Raw genomic sequence first — 17,841 nt, forward strand, 5'->3', positions numbered from 1 at the left:
GCATGGCCTTGCGCTTTTTTTATTGGGGCGCAGCGCATGGTTTACAGCGCGGTGGTGACAGCGCCGTTTGGGCGGCTGGGGGTCCTGTGCATCGATGGAGAATTGCTGGAGCTGTGCTTCTTGCCAGCCGATCAACCGCTGCAATCGCCGATGGCCGGCAGCCTGGAGGCGGAGGTGGCGCGCCAGTTGAACGCCTATTACGCCGATGCCGGCCACGTCTTCGATCTGCCCTGGCGTTTGCGCGGCACCGCATACCAGCTCAGGGTGTGGCGCGAGATCGCGGCGATACCCTGCGGTCAGACCCGCCGCTATCTGGACCTGTCCCGAGCGTTGGACTCGTCGCCACGTGCGGTGGGCGGCGCTTGCGGCCGCAATCCGATCCCCATCATCGTGCCCTGCCACCGGGTGGTGGCGAGCTCGGGACTGGGCGGTTTCAGCCAGTCCACCGGCGATGCAACCCTGGATATCAAGAAATGGCTGCTGCAGCATGAATACCGATAAGGACAGCATCGACGCCTTCCTGGATCAGCTGTGGCTGAGCGACGGCCTGTCGCAGAACACGCTGGCGGCTTACCGGCGCGATCTGGCGAAGTTGTCGGGCCGTTTGCAGGCGCTGGACTACTCGCTGCAGCGGGCGGATGCCGATCAGCTGCAACAGGCGCTGCTGGCCGGCGTGGACAGCGAAAAGCCGGCGACGCGGGCGCGGCTGGTGTCGGCGCTGCGCCGCTACTACCAGCACCTGTTGCAAAGCGGGCAGCGGCAGGATGATCCCAGCGCCAGGCTGGCCACGCCCAAACAGGGGCTGCGCTTGCCCAAATCGCTGTCCGAGCAGGCGGTGGAGGCGCTGTTGCTGGCGCCGGAGGTGGACACGCCGCTGGGCCTGCGCGACCGGGCGATGCTGGAGGTGCTGTACGCCAGCGGTCTGCGGGTGTCCGAGCTGGTGGGGCTGACGCTGACCCAGCTCAATCTGCTGGACGGCGTGGTGAAAACAGTGGGCAAGGGCAACAAGGAGCGGCTGGTGCCGCTGGGCGAAATCGCCCAGGAATGGCTGCTGCGCTATATGCGAGAGGCGCGGCCGCTGCTGTTGGCGGGATTGCCGTGCGACGCGGTGTTCGTCACCCAGCGCAAGGCCGGCATGACGCGGCAGATGGCCTGGTACCTGATCTCGCAATACGCCAGGCGGCAGGGCTTGCCAGCGGTCAGCCCGCACGTGCTGCGCCATGCTTTCGCCACCCACTTGGTCAACCATGGCGCCGACCTGCGGGTGGTGCAGCTGCTGCTGGGCCATGCCGACATCTCCACTACCCAAATCTACACCCATGTCGCGCGCGAGAGGCTGAAGCAGCTGCACGCGCGCCATCATCCGCGCGGCTAGGCGGCAATGAAAAACGCCCGCTTGCGCGGGCGTTCTGCCATCGGTTTGAACCGACGCGGGTTCAGGCGGGTTCGGCGGCCAGCGCGGGCTGGTCGAACTGCAGCTCCACCTTGTCGTCCACCACGGTGATGGTGACTTCGCCGCCGGCCACCAGCTTGCCGAACAACAACTCGTCGGCCAGCGCCTTGCGCAGCGTGTCCTGGATCAGCCGTGCCATCGGCCGCGCGCCCATCAGCGGGTCGAAGCCGTTCTTCGCCAGGAAGCGGCGCAGATCGTCGGTGAAGTGGATGTCCACGTGCTTCTCCGACAATTGCTGTTCCAGCTGCATCAGGAACTTGTCCACCACCTGCAGGATGATCTGCTCGTCCAGCACGCTGAACGGGATGATGGCATCCAGCCGGTTGCGGAATTCCGGACTGAACAGGCGCTTGATGTCGCCCATCTCGTCGCCGGCGGCCTTGGTCTGGGTGAAGCCCAGCGCAGGCTTGGACAACGATTCGGCGCCCGCGTTGGTGGTCATGATCAGCACCACGTTGCGGAAGTCTGCCTTGCGGCCGTTGTTGTCGGTCAGGGTGCCGTGGTCCATCACCTGCAGCAGCACGTTGTAGATGTCTGGATGCGCCTTTTCGATCTCGTCCAGCAGCACCACCGCGTACGGATGCTTGTTGATGGCCTCGGTCAACTGGCCGCCCTGTTCAAAGCCGACATAGCCCGGAGGCGCGCCGATCAGCCGCGACACCGCATGGCGCTCCATGTACTCGGACATGTCGAAGCGGATCAGCTCGACGCCGAGGATGTAGGCCAGTTGCCGCGCCAGCTCGGTCTTGCCGACCCCGGTGGGGCCGGAGAACAGGAAGGAGCCGATAGGTTTCTGCGGATTGCCCAGGCCGGAACGCGTCATCTTGATGGCGCTGGCCAGCCCTTCGATCGCCTTTTCCTGGCCGAACACCACGTTCTTCAGATCGCGCTCCAGGTTCTTGAGCACGTTCTTGTCGTCCGAGGAGACGGTTTTGGGCGGAATGCGGGCGATCTTGGCGACGATCTCTTCGATCTCTGACTTGTTGATCACCTTCTTCTGCCGCGACTTGGGCAGTATCTTCTGCGCCGCGCCGGCCTCGTCGATCACGTCGATGGCCTTGTCCGGCAGGTGGCGGTCGTTGATGTAGCGCGCTGCCAGCTCGGCCGCGGTGGACAGCGCCGACTGCGTGTACTTGACGCCGTGGTGGGCCTCGAAGCGCGATTTCAGTCCCTTGAGGATTTCCACCGTCTGCTGCACGGTGGGCTCGGAGACGTCTATCTTCTGGAAGCGGCGCGACAGCGCGTTGTCTTTTTCGAAGATGCCGCGGTACTCGTTGTACGTCGTTGCGCCTATGCAGCGAAGGCTGCCGTTGGACAGCGCCGGCTTCAGCAGGTTGGACGCATCCAGCGTGCCGCCGGAAGCGGCGCCGGCGCCGATCAGGGTGTGGATCTCGTCGATGAACAGGATGGCATTGCTGTCGTCAGTCAGCTGTTTGATCACCGCCTTCAGCCGCTGCTCGAAGTCGCCGCGGTACTTGGTGCCGGCCAGCAAGGCGCCCATGTCCAGCGCGTAGACGGTGGATTTGGCCAGGATTTCCGGCACTTCTCCGCCGACGATGCGCCGCGCCAGACCTTCGGCGATGGCGGTCTTGCCGACGCCGGCTTCGCCTACCAGCAGTGGGTTGTTCTTGCGGCGACGACACAGGATCTGCACCGTGCGCTCAAGCTCGTGCTCGCGGCCGATCAAAGGATCTATCTTGCCGTCACGGGCCATCTGGTTGAGGTTCTGGGTGTAGTTTTCCAGCGCGCCGCCAGGGCCGGCGCTCTGTTCTTCATTCTCTGCGTCGTTGTTGCTGTCGCGCGGCTCCTGCGGCGGCTGCTGCGACCGCTGCTTGGTGATGCCGTGAGAGATGAAGTTGACTACGTCCAGCCGCGAAATCCCTTGCTGATGCAGGTAGTAGACGGCGTGCGAATCCTTTTCGCCGAAGATGGCGACCAGGATGTTGGCGCCGGACACTTCCTTCTTGCCGGACGACTGCACATGCAGGATGGCACGCTGGATCACCCGTTGGAATCCCAGCGTTGGTTGAGTCTCGACCTCGGTTTCGCCGGGCACGGTGGGGGTATGCTCGTCGATGAAGTCGGACAGTTGCTTCTTCAGTTGGTCGATATTGGCGCCGCAAGCTCGCAAGACTTCTGCGGCCGACGGATTGTCGGTCATCGCGAGCAGCAGATGCTCCACGCTGATGAACTCGTGGCGCTTGCGCCGTGCGTCCATGAACGCCATGTGCAGGCTTACTTCAAGCTCCTGGGCAATCATCAGTTTTCCTCCATTACGCACTGGAGCGGATGCTGGTGCGCTTTCGCATATTGCAACACCTGCTCGACCTTCGTTGCAGCCACGTCTTTGGTATAAACGCCACACACGCCGTGACCTTGCGTGTGGACTTGCAGCATGATGTGTGTGGCTTTCTCGCGGTTCAAGTGAAAGAACTGCTGGAGAACCTGCACCACGAAGTCCATCGGGGTAAAATCATCGTTCAATAACAACACCTTATACATCGGGGGCGGGTTTTCCCTAACCCGTGACGCCTCAAGCTGGGCATCGCCTTTGACCGAGGTGGACATGTAGACTTTCATGGAAACGGTGCCTTACTTCAATTTTGGTTCCCTCTGACTTTTTTTCAAGGGGGGCTGCAATCTGGCAATCACTTGACGATACCGTCCGGGTTGCGTAGAAATGCAGCTGGTGCTTGGCTTAACTGTTTGGCATTTTGCATTTCAATGTAATTGTCAAAGTCTATTAAGCTCTAAGTTGGTCGGCTTCACCAGCCTTTTTTCGCAAGGAAGTTAAATGGCATTTGGTACCGTGAAGTGGTTCAATGACGCAAAAGGCTTCGGCTTTATTACTCCGGATGAAGGTGGCGAGGATTTGTTCGCTCATTTCTCGGCCATCAACATGCAAGGCTTCAAGACTCTGAAAGAGGGTCAGCGCGTAAGCTTTGAAGTGGTGTCCGGCCCCAAGGGTAAACAGGCGTCAAACATTCAGAACGTGTAAATACGTTTTGGGTCAGTCCCGCCGTGCGGTGGACTGGCTGGCATATTTCGAAGCCCGCTTACGGCGGGCTTTTCATTTTGCTTCAGCGCTTACGCTGGTTTAGCGTTGCATGCTTCCTGTTTCAGAGTATAGACCAGCGAGGGCGGCCTGCCGGGAATGTCGGACAATAATTCCAAGTAATTAAATCCCAGGCGGTCGAGCACGCGTATGGAAGGCAGGTTGGCCGGTCTGACTCTGGCGTAGATCGCGGCGGCCTTCAGATTCCTGAAGGCCAGGTCCCGCGCCGCATGCCCCATTTCACTGGCCAGCCCCTTTCCCCAGGCCGACGGCGCAAAGCGATAGCCCAGGTTCAGGCGCATCTCTCCGCCATAGTCGGTGAAGGCCAGTCCGCCAAAGCCTATCACCGTCGATGGCGCATCGCGCAAAGCCAGCGCCCATTGTCCAAAACCATCCCGTTGCCAGTCGTCCATCCAGCTATCCAGCCGCTGTCGCGCGAACTCCAGGCTCGGGTAAGGGCCGTTCGGGTTGTAGAGGTTGGTTTGCGGGTCGCCGTAAATTTCAAACAGCGACGCGGCATCGTCGGCGGTGGGCGCGCGCAGCAGCAATCGCGCGGTGAGTATGGCGGACATGGATTCGTTCTCTTTTAGTCTGCTAGCAAGCGGAAGGTCAGCCTGCCCGTTGATCGATGGCGCGGCAGCAGGCCGGCCGTGCTGGCTCCCGCGGCAGCAAATAGCGGCGGGTGGCGGGCATCGGCGGCATGGTGCGTCTCTTGGTTTTTGTCATTATTGCGAAGTAGCCTGATATAATGAAACTGGGCAATTTATGATATTTGCTATGGATTTTTATTATGTCTATCGCGTTGGAGGATCTGGAGCTGCTGCTGGAGGCGGCGTCGCTGGGCAGTTTCAGCCAGGCCGCCGCCCGGCGCGGCTGGTCGCAGCCGCAGGTCAGCCAGCGCATCGGGGCGCTGGAGAGGCTGCTGGGAGTGACGCTGTTTCAGCGCCATCGCCGCGGCGCTGAGCCGACTGCCGCTTGCCTGTCTTATTTGCCGGCGGCCAGAGCGGCGTTGGAGATGCTCGCGCATGGACGCGAGTGCCTACAGGGGATGGAAGCACTGCCAACCGTCAGGCTGGCTTGCCTGGCATCGCTGGCGGGCGTGCTGTTCGGACCCTTGCTGCAAGGATTGGCGGATGCTCCGCTGGAAATCCATTGCGATACCGATCATTCGCCGCAGATCATGCAGCGGCTGCTGACCGGCGAGCGGGATATCGGCTTTGTGCTGGAGCGGCCGGCGGTGGCGGGCCTGCGGATGGAGTGGCTGTGCGATTCGCCGATTGCGGCGGTCTGCGCGGCGGGACATCCGCTGGCGGATAAGGCCCAAGTGACGCTGGGCGAGGTCGCGCGCCATCCGCTGGCGCCGCAGTATTGGGGCGCGGAGTGTGACGAATTGCTGCGCCTTCTGCGCCCGCTGCGCGCCGAGGCCAGGCCCATCCACAGGGTGCAGCCTGCTGCAGCGGCGAGGGACCTGGCGCTGCATCACGGTTTTGTCTCCTTCATGCCGGAGCTGGCGGTGCGCGATGAGTTGGAGCTTGGGATGCTCAAGCGGCTGTCGCTGGCCGGCATCGAACTGGGCGGCTGGCGGCTGATGATGGCCTGGCGCGAGGGCAAGCGGCGGGAGCCGGCCAAGCAGCGGGTGCTGGACGCCGCCAGGAAGCTGGCCCAAAGCTGGAGCTGAAACGGGAAAGGCCCGCGCCAGGCGGGCCTGCCGGTTGTGGGACCGGGCGATTACATGCGTTCTATCATCGCAGCGCCGAAGGCGGAGCAGGAGACTTCGGTGGCGCCGTCCATCTGGCGGGCGAAGTCGTAGGTGACCACCTTGTCGGCGATGGCCGCTTCCATCGCCTTGATCACCAGATCGGCGGCTTCCTTCCAGCCCAGATGGCGCAGCATCATTTCGGCCGACAGGATCAGTGAACCCGGGTTCACCTTGTCCTGGCCGGCGTATTTGGGCGCGGTGCCGTGGGTGGCTTCGAAGCAGGCGTACTGGTCGGAGATATTGGCGCCCGGCGCGATGCCGATGCCGCCCACTTGCGCCGCCAGCGCGTCGGAGATGTAGTCGCCGTTCAGATTAGTGGTGGCGATCACGTCGTATTCGGCCGGACGCAGCAGGATCTGCTGCAGGAAGGCGTCGGCGATGGCGTCCTTGATCACGATGCCGTTCGGCAGCTTCAGCCACGGGCCGCCGTCGATCTCCACGCCGCCGAATTCGCGTTTGGCCAGCGCGTAGGCGGCGTCGCGGAAGTTGCCTTCGGTGAACTTCATGATATTGCCCTTGTGGACAATGGTCACCGATTGGCGCCGGTTGTCGATGGCGTAGTTGATGGCGGCGCGCACCAGCCGTTCGCTGCCTTCCACCGAGATCGGCTTGATGCCGATGCCGGAGCTGTCGGGGAAGCGGATCTTCTTCACGCCCATCTCGTCCTGCAGGAACTGGATGACTCTTTTGACCTTGTCCGAGCCTGCCTGCCATTCGATGCCGGCGTAGATGTCCTCGGTGTTCTCGCGGAAGATCACCATGTCGCACAGCTCGGGCTGCTTCAGCGGCGAGGGCACGCCCTTGAAGTAGCGCACCGGGCGCACGCACTGGTACAGGTCCAGCTCCTGGCGCAGCGCCACGTTCAGCGAGCGGATGCCGCCGCCCACCGGCGTGGTCATCGGGCCCTTGATCGATATCGAGAATTCTTTCAGCGCGTCGAAGGTTTCCTTCGGCAGCCATTCGTCCGGACCATACAACCGGGTGGATTTCTCGCCGGCGTAGACCTCCATCCAGTGGATTTTCTTTGCGCCGCCGTAGGCTTTGGCCACCGCCGCGTCCACCACCTTGACCATCACCGGGGTGATGTCCACGCCTATGCCGTCGCCCTCGATGAAGGGGATGATGGGATGGTCGGGAATGGCTTGCCCGGGAATGATCTTCTTGCCGTCTGCCGGAACCTTGATATGAGATGTGCCCATATTTGCTCTCCTGGTTAGCGTGTGCGATGTCATTGGCCGCCGCTTGCCGTCCGATTATCCATCAAACCACCATGAAAATCCCGGGTGCAAAAAAAGCGCCAGGGCCGTGCCCTGGCGCTTTGGCTTGACGGAAGAAGCCTGCTTCCGACTACCGCTCGGCTTAAACGAGCGCGGCGTTGAAGGTGGCGCTTGGGCGCATCACGGTTTCGCACTTCTTGGCGTCGGGCAGGTAGTAGCCGCCGATGTCCACCGGCTTGCCTTGCACCGCCTTCAGCTCGGCCAGGATCTGCTGTTCGTTGCTGGCCAGGTTCTTGGCGATGGCGGCGAAGCGGGCCTGCAGCTCCTTGTCCTCGGACTGTTCGGCCAGCGCCTGCGCCCAATACATCGACAGGTAGAACTGGCTACCGCGGTTATCCAGCTCACCGGTGCGGCGCGAAGGCGACTGGTTGTTGTCCAGAAGCTTGCCGGTGGCGGCGTCCAGCGTCTTGGCCAGGATCTTGGCCTTGCTGTTGCCGGTCTTGATGCCCAGGTCCTCCAGCGACACCGCCAGCGCCAGGAATTCGCCCAGGGAGTCCCAGCGCAGATGGTTTTCCTCCAGCAACTGCTGCACGTGCTTGGGCGCCGAGCCGCCGGCGCCGGTTTCGTACATGCCGCCGCCGGCCATCAGGGGAACGATGGACAGCATCTTGGCGGAGGTGCCCAGTTCCATGATGGGGAACAGGTCGGTCAGGTAGTCGCGCAGGATGTTGCCGGTGACCGAGATGGTGTCCAGGCCGCGGGCCACGCGCTCCAGCGTGAAGCGCATCGCGCGCACCTGCGACATGATGTGGATGTCCAGGCCGCTGGTGTCGTGCTCCTTCAGGTAGGTTTGCACCTTCTTGATCAGCTCGTTCTCGTGCGGGCGGTACGGGTCCAGCCAGAACACCGCCGGCATGCCGGAGTTGCGGGCGCGGGTGACGGCCAGCTTGACCCAGTCGCGGATCGGCGCGTCCTTCACCTGGCACATGCGCCAGATGTCGCCCTGTTCGACGTTCTGGCTCAGCAGCACTTCGCCGGTGGCGAGGTCGACGATGTTGGCGACGCCGTCTTCCTGGATTTCAAAGGTCTTGTCGTGCGAGCCGTATTCCTCGGCTTTCTGCGCCATCAGGCCGACGTTGGGCACGGTGCCCATGGTTTTCGGATCGAAGTTGCCATGCCATTTGCAGAAGTTGATCATCTCCTGGTAAATGCGGGCGAAGGTCGATTCCGGCATCACCGCCTTGGCGTCGTACGGCTTGCCGTCGGCGCCCCACATCTTGCCGCCGGCGCGGATCATCGCCGGCATCGAGGCGTCGACGATGATGTCGTTGGGCGAGTGGAAGTTGGTGATGCCCTTGGCCGAATCCACCATCGCCAGGCGCGGACGGTGCTCCTGGCAGGCGTGCAGGTCGCGGATGATTTCTTCGCGCTTGGACGCCGGCAGGGTTTCGATTTTTTCGTACAGCGTGGCGATGCCGTTGTTGACGTTGATGCCCAGCTCGTCAAACAGCTTGCCGTGCTTCTCGAACGCGTCCTTGTAGTAGATCTTGACGCAATGGCCGAACACGATGGGGTGGGACACCTTCATCATGGTGGCCTTCACGTGCAGGGAGAACAGGATGCCGGCTTCGCGGCAGTCTTCCATCTCGCGCTCGTAGAAGTCGCACAGCGCCTTCTTGCTCATGAACATCGAGTCGATGATTTCGCCGGCCTGCAGCGCGACTTTCGGTTTAAGCACGATGGTCTGGCCGCTCTTGGTCACCAGCTCCATCTTCACGTCGCGCGCCTTGTCCAGCGTGATGGACTTCTCGCCGTGGTAGAAGTCGCCATGGTGCATATGGGAGACGTGGGTCTGCGACCACTGCTTCCATTCGCCCATCGAGTGCGGGTGCTTCTTGGCGTAGTTTTTCACCGCCAGCGGCGCGCGGCGGTCGGAGTTGCCTTCGCGCAGCACCGGGTTGACCGCCGAGCCCAGGCATTTGGAGTAGCGGTCCTTGATGGACTTGTCGGCGTCGTTGGTCGGGTTTTCCGGGAAGTCGGGAATCGCATAGCCCTTGGCTTGCAGTTCCTTGATGCAGGCGATCAACTGTGCCACGGAGGCGCTGATATTGGGCAGCTTGATGATGTTGGTGTCCGGATTCTGCGTCAGCTTGCCCAGCTCGGCCAGCGTGTTCGGCACTTTCTGCGCGTCGGTCAGATACTCGGGAAACTCGGCCAGGACGCGCGAAGCCACCGAGATGTCCGCCGTGGCGATATGGATGCCGGCGGCGCCCGCAAAGGTCCGGACCACAGGCAGGAAGGCGCTGGTCGCCAGTGCCGGGGCTTCGTCGGTAAGGGTGTAAATGATGCTTGGCTGTTCCGAAGGCATTACTCTATCTCCATGTTATCTTGTGACGACAGAACGGTTGCGCGGGGCGGCTGCGGTCGATGGCGGCATCCGCTGCAGGCGCATTGAAAGACCTTGGAAAGACGGGCTCAGGTTCCGGCGGGCGCGGCTTCGCCTCCGCTGGAATGATGCCGGGCGACTCCCGGGCTGCTTTTCAAATGCGAATTATACCTCTCCTCATCCGCTTGGTTCGCAGCGCAACTGAACTTTATATGCTTTATAAGTGGCCGGCGTCGGTTCGGAAGCGAATTATACGGCATATCGGCCACCGCGTTCGACGCGAGGTAAAGGCGGGGCGGAGGCTTTGCGGCGGCGATTTCCGCATCGCCCCCGGGCGAGAAGCGCGGATGGCGCGCAGGCCGGCAGCCAAACCGCGCTTGATCCGCATGCGGCATGCATGTCCGGCGATATCGCCACGACGAGCTCGGCCTGTCCTTGCTATCATCCGCTTAATTGTCCATTGCCTTTGCCCACCACATGTCCCAGCTTATCTTGCTCAACAAGCCGTACGGCGTGATCTGCCAGTTTTCCGAACACCCGCTGCATCCTACGCTGAAGTCCTGCGTCCCGCTGTCCGGCGTGTATCCGGCCGGCCGCTTGGATACCGACAGCGAGGGCTTGCTGCTGCTGACCGGCGAAGGCCCGCTGCAGCACCGCATCAGCGATCCGCGCTGGAAGCTGCCCAAGACCTATTGGGTACAGGTGGAGGGGCAGGCCAGCGACGAGCAGCTGGCGCAATTGCGCGCAGGGGTGGATCTGGGCGATTTCACCACCCAGCCGGCCCAAGCGCGGCGCATCGACGCGCCCGAGCTATGGGAGCGCAAGCCGCCGGTGCGTTTTCGCAAGACCGTGCCGGACTGCTGGCTGGAAATCGTCATCAGCGAAGGCAAAAACCGCCAGGTGCGGCGCATGACAGCCAAAGTGGGCTTGCCCACGTTGCGCCTGGTGCGGGTGGCGATCGGGCCATGGCGGCTGGATGGACTGCTACCGGGAGAGATGCGCAGCCTGGAGGTGAATCTGGAGGATTTGCCGCGGGTGCAGCATGCCGGCCGGGGCGGCAAGCCTGGCGACAGGCCGCAGCAACGCCAGGCGCCGCAGTCGGCCAAGGGCGTGAAAACGCCGGCATTCCGCTTCGCGCGAGGCAAGAAACCTTAAATCCGCTGATGATCTTTATGCGATTTGCATCCGCTGCGCGGATGATGGTTTGGGTGCCGGTTCCGCCCGGTAAACGGGAAGGGAGATTTGTCTGGCCAAATCGCCCTTCACCCTCAAGGCCGTCCTGCAAACCTGGCCTGCGGCTACCCGCCAGGTCCCGTCAGACTCGAGGCGCGGCTGAACTCGCGATTTGCTAACGTCAAATCGCTCAAACAGGCAGCCGCTTAAAACCTCGAGTCTGCCACCCGGTGGCAGGTTTGAAGGGAGGTGGGCGCGTCGAATACGTGGTTTTTCTTGTGCTCGCAGTCTCAGTCGCAGTCGAAGCCTCAAAGGCCATACAGAAGGGTGTTAAACAGGCTTTGAGTCCGTAGATGCGTTTTGTGGTTTCCGAAAGGCAAGCGCATGCAGATACCCGAGTACTACAACCCGGTGGCGCGCGACATCGCCCAGGCGCTGGTGGACGGCTTCGACAAGCACTACCGGTTGTTCCGCGAATGCAACCGCGGCGCCAAGGCATTGTTCGAGGCGGCCGACTGGCAGGGCGTGCAGAGGGCGGTGCAAGGCCGCATCCAGTTCTACGACGAGCGGGTGGCGGAAACGGTGGCGCGGCTGCACGGCGAATTCCACGCCGAACTGCTGGACGACGAGCTGTGGCAGCAGGCCAAGCTGTACTTCGTCGGCCTGCTGGCCAACCACAAGCAGCCGGAGCTGGCCGAAACCTTCTTCAACTCGGTGTTTACCCGCATCCTGCACCGTGACTACTTCAACAACGACTTCATCTTCATCCGCCCGGCCATCTCCACCGAGTACATCGAGTCCGACCCGCCGTCCTACCGCAGCTATTATCCCAGCCGCCATGGCCTGGCAGGCTCCTTGCTGCGCATCTTCAGGGATTTCGGCTGGCGGCGGCCATTCGCCAACCTCAGGCGCGACATCGCGCTGGCGCTGCGCTGCGCCGCCGAGTTTTTGCAGGGGCAGTGGCCGAAGAGAGAGGCCAATTTCCAGATCCAGGTGTTGTCCTCGCCGTTCTACCGCAACAAGGGCGCCTATGTGTTCGGCAAGGTGATCAACGGCGGCGCCGTCTATCCGTTCGCGCTGCCTGTGCTGCACGACGCCGACGGCGGCCTGAGGCTGGACACCGTGCTGCTGGAGCCGTGGCGGATAGGCGTGCTGTTTTCCTTCAGCCGCGCCTACTTCCTGGTGGACATGGAGGTGCCGTCCGGCTACGTGCAGTTTCTGCGCAGCATGCTGCCGACCAAGACCAAGGCCGAGCTCTATACCATGCTGGGCCTGCAGAAGCAGGGCAAGAACACCTTCTACCGCGACTTCATCCAGCACCTGCAGCACTCCAACGACCAGTTCGTCGCCGCGCCCGGCATCCGCGGCCTGGTGATGCTGGTGTTCACGCTGCCGTCCTATCCCTATGTGTTCAAGCTGATCAAGGACGTGTTTGGCAGTCCCAAGGAGGTGGATCATGCCACGGTGATGCGCAAGTACCAGTTGGTGAAGCGCCACGACCGGGTTGGGCGGCTGGCAGATACGCTGGAGTTTTCCAACGTGGCCTTTCCCAGCGCGCGCTTCGCCGACGAACTGCTGCAGGAGCTGCGCCAGCACGCGCCGTCGCAGATCGAGGAGAACAATGGCCGCATCGTGATCCGCCACCTATATATCGAGCGGCGGATGAAGCCGCTCAATCTCTATCTGATGAGCTGCGACGCGGATGAAAAGGCGCGGGTGGTACGCGACTATGGCTTGGCGATCAAGGAGCTGGCGGCAGCCAACATCTTTCCCGGCGACATGCTGTTCAAGAATTTCGGCGTGACGCGCTACGGCCGGGTGATCTTCTACGACTACGACGAGATCGAATACATGACCGACTGCAACTTCCGCGTGATGCCGCCGGCGCCCAATCCGGAGGCGGAGATGTCGGGCGAGCCGTGGTATCCGGTCGCCAGGAATGACGTGTTTCCGGAGGAGTTCGGCACCTTCCTGCTGGGCGACCCGGAGGTGCGGCGGGTGTTCCTGCAACACCACGGCGACCTGTTGCGCGCCGAGTTTTGGCAGCGGCGCCAGCAGCGCATCCGCGATGGCCATCTGGAGGATTTCTATCCCTATCCGGAGGAGATGCGCTTCATCAACCGCTACCCGCAGCGCTTTGGCGCGCGGCCATGAAAAACGGGGAAGACTGGCTTCCCCGTTTGGTGTTGCGCGCTCGGAGGCACGCTATAGTCTGACTCACGGAAGATACCGCTAATGGGAGTGATGGTCCTCGAAATAGGCGATGGGACCGGCGCTGGTCAGGCCGATGTGGAAGTTCGAGTTTTCCGAGAACAACTCGCCGGCGCTTTCCGTGGCGCGGACCAGCTCGAACAGCACTTCGATTTCCTTGAACTTGCGGGCCAGGATCAGGTTGCCGTCCAGCCAGTTATGGATTTCGGCTTGATGCGGATGCTGATTCTCCAATTCCAGCCGACATTGATCATTGCTGACCAGACTGATCGCCGGCGGCATGCTGATGTCGAACTGGTGCAACTCCTGCTGCGCCAGATTGGCGAAGTAGGAGAGTTCCTGGTTGGCCTTTTCCCGAATATCGGAGAGGGCGATGGTTCCGTCGTCCTCGATCTGGCCCAATAGCTGGCTCAGACTGGATACGGCGGAGGCGGTTTCAAACGACATCATATTGCTCCTTTATCAATACTACTATTTAGTAATAATAGATAACGCCCAGCCTGTTAGCTGTTCAATCGGTCAGTTTCTTCAATTCGTACAATATTTCCATTGCTTGGCGTGGACTGAGATTGTCCGGGTTTAGTTCCATCAGTCTGTCCAGCGCCGGATGCGGCTCGGGTTCGGAAGCCGGCGCCGGCGCGGCGAACAGATCCGGCTGCACCCGCGCCGCCGACTGGTTTTCCAGGTCGGCCAGGTGGCGGCGCGCGTCGCGTATCACCTTGCCCGGCACCCCGGCTAGCTGCGCCACGGCCAGGCCGTAGCTCTGGCTGGCCGGGCCGTCTTCCACATGGTGCAGGAATACGATGCGGTCCTTGTGCTCCACCGCCGACAGGTGGACGTTGGCCACCGCCGGATATTCGCCCTCCAGCGTGGTCAGCTCGAAATAGTGAGTGGCGAATAAAGTATAGGCGCGGTTCTTTTCAATCAATGCGCGGGCGATGGCCCAGGCCAACGCCAAGCCATCGAAAGTCGAAGTCCCGCGGCCCACCTCGTCCATCAGCACCAGCGAATGCTCGCTGGCGTTGTTGAGGATGTTGGCGGTTTCGGTCATTTCCACCATGAAGGTGGAACGGCCGCCGGCCAGGTCGTCCGACGCGCCGATGCGGGTGAAGATGCGGTCTATCGGGCCGATGATGGCGGAGTCGGCCGGCACGAAGCTGCCGACATGCGCCAACAGCGTGATCAGCGCGTTCTGCCGCATATAGGTGGATTTACCGCCCATGTTCGGGCCGGTGATCAGTAGCAGCTTGCGCTCGTCTGACAGCCGGGTGTCGTTGGCGATGAAGCGCTCCACCTCGGCCTCCACCACCGGGTGGCGGCCGGCGACGATTTCCAGCCTGGGTTCGGCGACGAACTCGGGCTCGACATAATTGCCGATGCCGGCGCGCTGGGCGAAGGCCGACAGCACGTCCAGCGCCGCCACCGCCTGGGCGATCAGCTTCAGCTCGGCGATGTGCGGCGCCAACTGGTCCAGCAGCGCCTCGTACAGCTGCTTCTCCAGCGCCAGCGAGCGGTCCTGCGCGGTCAGCGCCTTGTCCTCGAATTCCTTCAACTCCGGCGTGATGTAGCGTTCGGCGTTCTTCAGCGTCTGGCGGCGGCGGTAGTCGTCAGGCACCTTGTCCGACTGCGCCTTGGACACTTCGATGTAGAAGCCGTGCACGCGGTTGAATTCCACCTTCAGCGTGCTGATGCCGGTGCGCTCTTTTTCGCGCGCCTCCAGCTTCAGCAGGAAATCTCCGCAGTCGGTCTGGATGGCGCGCAGCTCGTCCAGTTCGGCGTGAAAGCCGTGATTGATCACACCGCCGTCGCGCAGGAAGGTGGACGGCTCGGGCAGGATGGCGGTTTGCAACAGCTCCACCACCGGCGACCGCTCCGGCAATACCGAGGCCAGCTCCTGCAATAGCTTGGCGTCCAGGCCGGCGGCCAGCGCCTTGACGCCGGACAGCGCCGTGAGCGAGTCGCGCAGCGCCGACAGGTCGCGCGGGCGGGCGGAGCGCAGCGCCACGCGGGCGGTGATGCGCTCGATGTCGGACACTTCGGAGAGTTCGGCGTGGATGTCCTGATGGCGCGCCAGCAGCGCGCGCACCGCGCCGTGGCGGCGGGCCAGCTTGGCATGGTTGCGCATCGGGTGGTGCAGCCAGTGGCCCAACAGGCGGCTGCCCATGCTGGTGGCGCAGTGGTCGAGCAGGGAGGCCAGGGTGGGCGAAGCCTCGCCGCGTATGGTTTCGGTCAGCTCCAGATTGCGGCGGGTGGCGGCGTCCATGCGGATCAACTCGCCGGCGTCTTCCACCGACAGCGCCGAGATGTGGGCCGGATTGACTCCCTGGGTGGACTTCACGTATTCCAGCAAGGCGCCTGCCGCGCCCACCGCCACCGGCAGGGTGTCGGCGCCGAAACCGGCCAGGTCGCGGGTGCCGAAGTGGCGGGTCAGCGCCAGCTTGGACGATTCGATATCGAATTGCCACGGCGGCAGCTTCTTCCGGGGGATGGAAATCTGTTCGAACGCCGCCAGGCCGGTGTCGTCCGGTATCACCAGCTCGGCCGGCTTCAGTCGTTCCAGCTCGCTGGCCAGCTCTTCGGCGTCGGCCTGCATGACCTTGAACTCGCCGCTGGCCAGCGACAGCCAGGCCAGGCCCAGCACGCCCTTGACCATGTTCACCGCCAGCACCAGGTTGTCGCGCTTGTCGTCCAGCAGCGCGGCGTCGGTCAGCGTGCCAGGGGTGACGATGCGCACCACCTTGCGCTCCACCGGGCCCTTGGCCAGCGCCGGGTCGCCGATCTGTTCGGCGATGGCCACCGATTCGCCCATCTTCACCAGCCGCGCCAGATAGCCCTCGGCGGCGTGGTAGGGGATGCCGGCCATCTTGATCGGCGTGCCGGCGCTGGCGCCGCGCGCGGTGAGGGTGATGTCCAACAGCCGCGACGCCTTTTCCGCATCCTCGTAGAACAGCTCGTAAAAGTCGCCCATGCGGTAGAACAGCAGCTTGTCGGCGTGGTCGCGTTTCAGGGCTAGATACTGCTGCATCATCGGGGTGTGCTGGGGCGTGCTCATGGGCGGTCGGGCTCTGCTTGGAATGGTGAGTCAATAAACGGCTAACGCCCCGCAGAACCGGGGCGTTGGAATCGCCGCCATTTTAACGCGTGAGAGCAGGGGTGTCAGCCGCGGCGCTCTGCGGCAGAATGGGAACATTGTCGCCGCGGGAGCCGCCATGACTGTCTTGTCCCAGCCGGAGGCGCTGTTGCGCCAATTGTTCGATGCCGCCGTCGCCAGCGCCAGGTCGGAATGCCTGATCGCGCATCTGCCTTCGCCGCCTCGCGGGCGCACCGTGGCGGTGGGGGCGGGCAAGGCCGCCGCGGCGATGGCGCAGGCGCTGGAGCGCGCCTGGCCGGGAGAGCTGTCCGGCGTGGTGGCGACGCGTTACGGCCATGCGCTGCCGACAGAGCGGATCCGGGTGCTGGAGGGCTCCCATCCGGTGCCGGACGAGGCCGGCTGCGACGCCGCGCGGCAAATTCTGGCGGCGGTGCGGGGGCTGAGCGCGGACGATCTGGTGATCTGCTTGCTGTCCGGCGGCGGCTCGGCGCTGCTCACGCTGCCGGCAGAGGGTCTGACGCTGGCCGACAAGCAGGAGATTAGCCGCCAGCTGTTGGCCTGCGGCGCGAGCATCGACGAAATCAACACGGTGCGCAAGCACCTGTCGCGGATCAAGGGCGGGCGGCTGGCGTTGGCCTGCGCGCCGGCGCGGCTGGTGACACTGGCGATATCGGATGTGGTGGGCGACGACGCGGCGGTGATCGCGTCGGGGCCGACGGCGGCCGATCCGAGCACTTACGCCGACGCCCGCGGCGTGGCCGCCAGGTATGGCCTGGCGCTGCCGCCGGCGGCGCGGGCGCTGTTGGAGGCGGAGCCGGACGAAACGCCGAAACCCGGCGACGCGCGGCTGGCGCGCGCCGAATACCGGCTGATCGCCACGCCGCAGCAGGCGCTGGAGGCAGCCGCCGCCCGGGCGCGCCAGGCCGGCCTCAATGTGCTGCTGCTGGGCGACAGCATAGAGGGCGAGGCGCGCGAGGCGGCGAAAGTCCACGCCGGCATCGTCCGCCAGATGGTCCGCCACGGCGGGCTGGCGGCGCGGCCGGCGCTGATCCTGTCCGGCGGCGAAACCACGGTGACGCTGAAAGGCCAGGGCAGGGGCGGGCGCAACAGCGAGTTTCTGCTGGCGCTCGCGCTGGCGCTGGACGGCCTGCCCGGCGTCTACGCCTTGGCGGCCGACACCGACGGCATAGACGGCAGCGAGGACAATGCCGGCGCGCTGCTTGCTCCGGACACGCTGGCGCGCGCCGCCGCGCTGGGCGTGGATGCCCGCGCGCGCTTGGCCGACAACGACGGCTACGGCTTTTTCGCCGCCTTGGACGATTTGCTGGTCACCGGTCCTACCCATACCAACGTCAACGATTTCCGCGCCATCCTGGTGTTGTAGCGTTTCCTCTCCTCATTGCCGGCGGCCATGCGCAGAGATGGCCACTTGCCTTGGCAAGGCAATGTCAAATGGGTATCCGTCAAGCGCACAGATCAGACTTTGTTCGTATTGA

The 17,841-nt window shown here is 63.4% G+C and carries 14 protein-coding genes; 7 read left to right on the top strand and 7 right to left on the bottom strand.

From position 1 onward, the window contains the following. Positions 1-36 precede the first annotated feature (36 nt). The gene (locus BI347_RS05310) at positions 37-501 is read left to right on the top strand and encodes a methylated-DNA--[protein]-cysteine S-methyltransferase (RefSeq protein ID WP_071113630.1); all 465 of its coding nucleotides are present in this window, start codon (positions 37-39) and stop codon (positions 499-501) included. Further along, on the top strand, positions 488-1,375 hold the full coding sequence (gene xerD / locus BI347_RS05315) for a site-specific tyrosine recombinase XerD (protein ID WP_071115455.1): 888 nt from the start codon (positions 488-490) through the stop codon (positions 1,373-1,375). The genes BI347_RS05310 and xerD overlap by 14 nt, the downstream gene beginning before the upstream one ends. Before the next feature lie 61 nt (positions 1,376-1,436). On the opposite strand, the gene clpA is transcribed toward xerD, so the two are convergent. After that, the gene (clpA, locus tag BI347_RS05320; RefSeq protein WP_071113632.1) at positions 1,437-3,713 is read right to left on the bottom strand and encodes an ATP-dependent Clp protease ATP-binding subunit ClpA; all 2,277 of its coding nucleotides are present in this window, start codon (positions 3,711-3,713) and stop codon (positions 1,437-1,439) included. Next, positions 3,713-4,021, bottom strand: a complete 309-nt coding sequence (gene clpS / locus BI347_RS05325; RefSeq protein WP_071113633.1) for an ATP-dependent Clp protease adapter ClpS — start codon at positions 4,019-4,021, stop codon at positions 3,713-3,715. The genes clpA and clpS overlap by 1 nt, the downstream gene beginning before the upstream one ends. A 226-nt stretch (positions 4,022-4,247) precedes the next feature. Here clpS and BI347_RS05330 point away from each other — a divergent pair, with 226 nt between their 5' ends. Beyond that, on the top strand, positions 4,248-4,451 hold the full coding sequence (locus BI347_RS05330; RefSeq protein WP_071113634.1) for a cold-shock protein: 204 nt from the start codon (positions 4,248-4,250) through the stop codon (positions 4,449-4,451). A gap of 89 nt (positions 4,452-4,540) precedes the next feature. On the opposite strand, the gene BI347_RS05335 is transcribed toward BI347_RS05330, so the two are convergent. Continuing rightward, positions 4,541-5,080: a GNAT family N-acetyltransferase gene (locus BI347_RS05335; RefSeq protein WP_071113635.1), complete on the bottom strand. Its 540-nt coding sequence runs from the start codon at positions 5,078-5,080 to the stop codon at positions 4,541-4,543. A 218-nt stretch (positions 5,081-5,298) separates the two neighbouring features. On the opposite strand from BI347_RS05335, the gene BI347_RS05340 reads away from it, so the two are divergent. Beyond that, positions 5,299-6,186, top strand: coding sequence for a LysR family transcriptional regulator (locus BI347_RS05340; RefSeq protein ID WP_071113636.1), 888 nt, complete (start codon positions 5,299-5,301; stop codon positions 6,184-6,186). 50 nt (positions 6,187-6,236) lie between these two features. Here the strand turns inward: BI347_RS05340 and icd are convergent, their stop codons facing one another. Together icd and BI347_RS05350 are read right to left on the bottom strand one after the other, a co-directional pair. Continuing rightward, positions 6,237-7,466 (bottom strand): NADP-dependent isocitrate dehydrogenase, encoded by a 1,230-nt coding sequence (gene icd, locus BI347_RS05345; RefSeq protein WP_071113637.1) that lies wholly within the window; start codon positions 7,464-7,466, stop codon positions 6,237-6,239. Positions 7,467-7,626: 160 nt separating this feature from the next. Further along, positions 7,627-9,852, bottom strand: a complete 2,226-nt coding sequence (locus BI347_RS05350) for an NADP-dependent isocitrate dehydrogenase (RefSeq protein ID WP_071115456.1) — start codon at positions 9,850-9,852, stop codon at positions 7,627-7,629. A gap of 495 nt (positions 9,853-10,347) precedes the next feature. Here BI347_RS05350 and BI347_RS05355 point away from each other — a divergent pair, with 495 nt between their 5' ends. Then, positions 10,348-11,025, top strand: a complete 678-nt coding sequence (locus BI347_RS05355) for a pseudouridine synthase (RefSeq protein ID WP_071113639.1) — start codon at positions 10,348-10,350, stop codon at positions 11,023-11,025. 402 nt (positions 11,026-11,427) lie between these two features. Further along, positions 11,428-13,197 carry a bifunctional isocitrate dehydrogenase kinase/phosphatase gene (aceK, locus tag BI347_RS05360; RefSeq protein ID WP_071115457.1) on the top strand — a complete coding sequence of 590 codons (1,770 nt, stop codon included), beginning with the start codon at positions 11,428-11,430 and terminating at the stop codon, positions 13,195-13,197. Positions 13,198-13,275: 78 nt separating this feature from the next. Here the strand turns inward: aceK and BI347_RS05365 are convergent, their stop codons facing one another. Beyond that, complete coding sequence (locus BI347_RS05365) at positions 13,276-13,701, bottom strand: hypothetical protein (RefSeq protein ID WP_071113754.1); 426 nt, start codon at positions 13,699-13,701, stop codon at positions 13,276-13,278. 64 nt (positions 13,702-13,765) lie between these two features. Next, complete coding sequence (mutS, locus tag BI347_RS05370) at positions 13,766-16,306, bottom strand: DNA mismatch repair protein MutS (RefSeq protein ID WP_071115458.1); 2,541 nt, start codon at positions 16,304-16,306, stop codon at positions 13,766-13,768. A 157-nt stretch (positions 16,307-16,463) separates the two neighbouring features. Between mutS and BI347_RS05375 the strand changes: the two genes are divergently transcribed. Further along, positions 16,464-17,729, top strand: a complete 1,266-nt coding sequence (locus BI347_RS05375; RefSeq protein WP_071115459.1) for a glycerate kinase type-2 family protein — start codon at positions 16,464-16,466, stop codon at positions 17,727-17,729. Positions 17,730-17,841 lie beyond the last annotated feature (112 nt).

Origin of the sequence: Chromobacterium sphagni (genome assembly GCF_001855575.1) — a bacterium.
GTDB classification, from domain to species: domain Bacteria; phylum Pseudomonadota; class Gammaproteobacteria; order Burkholderiales; family Chromobacteriaceae; genus Chromobacterium; species Chromobacterium sphagni.

What these genes read in the sequence shown, in the direction of transcription:
- BI347_RS05310 (WP_071113630.1), top strand. Translation starts at nt 37, where the DNA reads ATGGTTTACAGCGCGGTGGTGACAGCGCCGTTTGGGCGGCTGGGGGTC.
- xerD (WP_071115455.1), top strand. Translation starts at nt 488, where the DNA reads ATGAATACCGATAAGGACAGCATCGACGCCTTCCTGGATCAGCTGTGG.
- clpA (WP_071113632.1), bottom strand. Translation starts at nt 3,713, where the DNA reads ATGATTGCCCAGGAGCTTGAAGTAAGCCTGCACATGGCGTTCATGGAC.
- clpS (WP_071113633.1), bottom strand. Translation starts at nt 4,021, where the DNA reads ATGTCCACCTCGGTCAAAGGCGATGCCCAGCTTGAGGCGTCACGGGTT.
- BI347_RS05330 (WP_071113634.1), top strand. Translation starts at nt 4,248, where the DNA reads ATGGCATTTGGTACCGTGAAGTGGTTCAATGACGCAAAAGGCTTCGGC.
- BI347_RS05335 (WP_071113635.1), bottom strand. Translation starts at nt 5,080, where the DNA reads ATGTCCGCCATACTCACCGCGCGATTGCTGCTGCGCGCGCCCACCGCC.
- BI347_RS05340 (WP_071113636.1), top strand. Translation starts at nt 5,299, where the DNA reads ATGTCTATCGCGTTGGAGGATCTGGAGCTGCTGCTGGAGGCGGCGTCG.
- icd (WP_071113637.1), bottom strand. Translation starts at nt 7,466, where the DNA reads ATGGGCACATCTCATATCAAGGTTCCGGCAGACGGCAAGAAGATCATT.
- BI347_RS05350 (WP_071115456.1), bottom strand. Translation starts at nt 9,852, where the DNA reads ATGCCTTCGGAACAGCCAAGCATCATTTACACCCTTACCGACGAAGCC.
- BI347_RS05355 (WP_071113639.1), top strand. Translation starts at nt 10,348, where the DNA reads ATGTCCCAGCTTATCTTGCTCAACAAGCCGTACGGCGTGATCTGCCAG.
- aceK (WP_071115457.1), top strand. Translation starts at nt 11,428, where the DNA reads ATGCAGATACCCGAGTACTACAACCCGGTGGCGCGCGACATCGCCCAG.
- BI347_RS05365 (WP_071113754.1), bottom strand. Translation starts at nt 13,701, where the DNA reads ATGTCGTTTGAAACCGCCTCCGCCGTATCCAGTCTGAGCCAGCTATTG.
- mutS (WP_071115458.1), bottom strand. Translation starts at nt 16,306, where the DNA reads ATGAGCACGCCCCAGCACACCCCGATGATGCAGCAGTATCTAGCCCTG.
- BI347_RS05375 (WP_071115459.1), top strand. Translation starts at nt 16,464, where the DNA reads ATGACTGTCTTGTCCCAGCCGGAGGCGCTGTTGCGCCAATTGTTCGAT.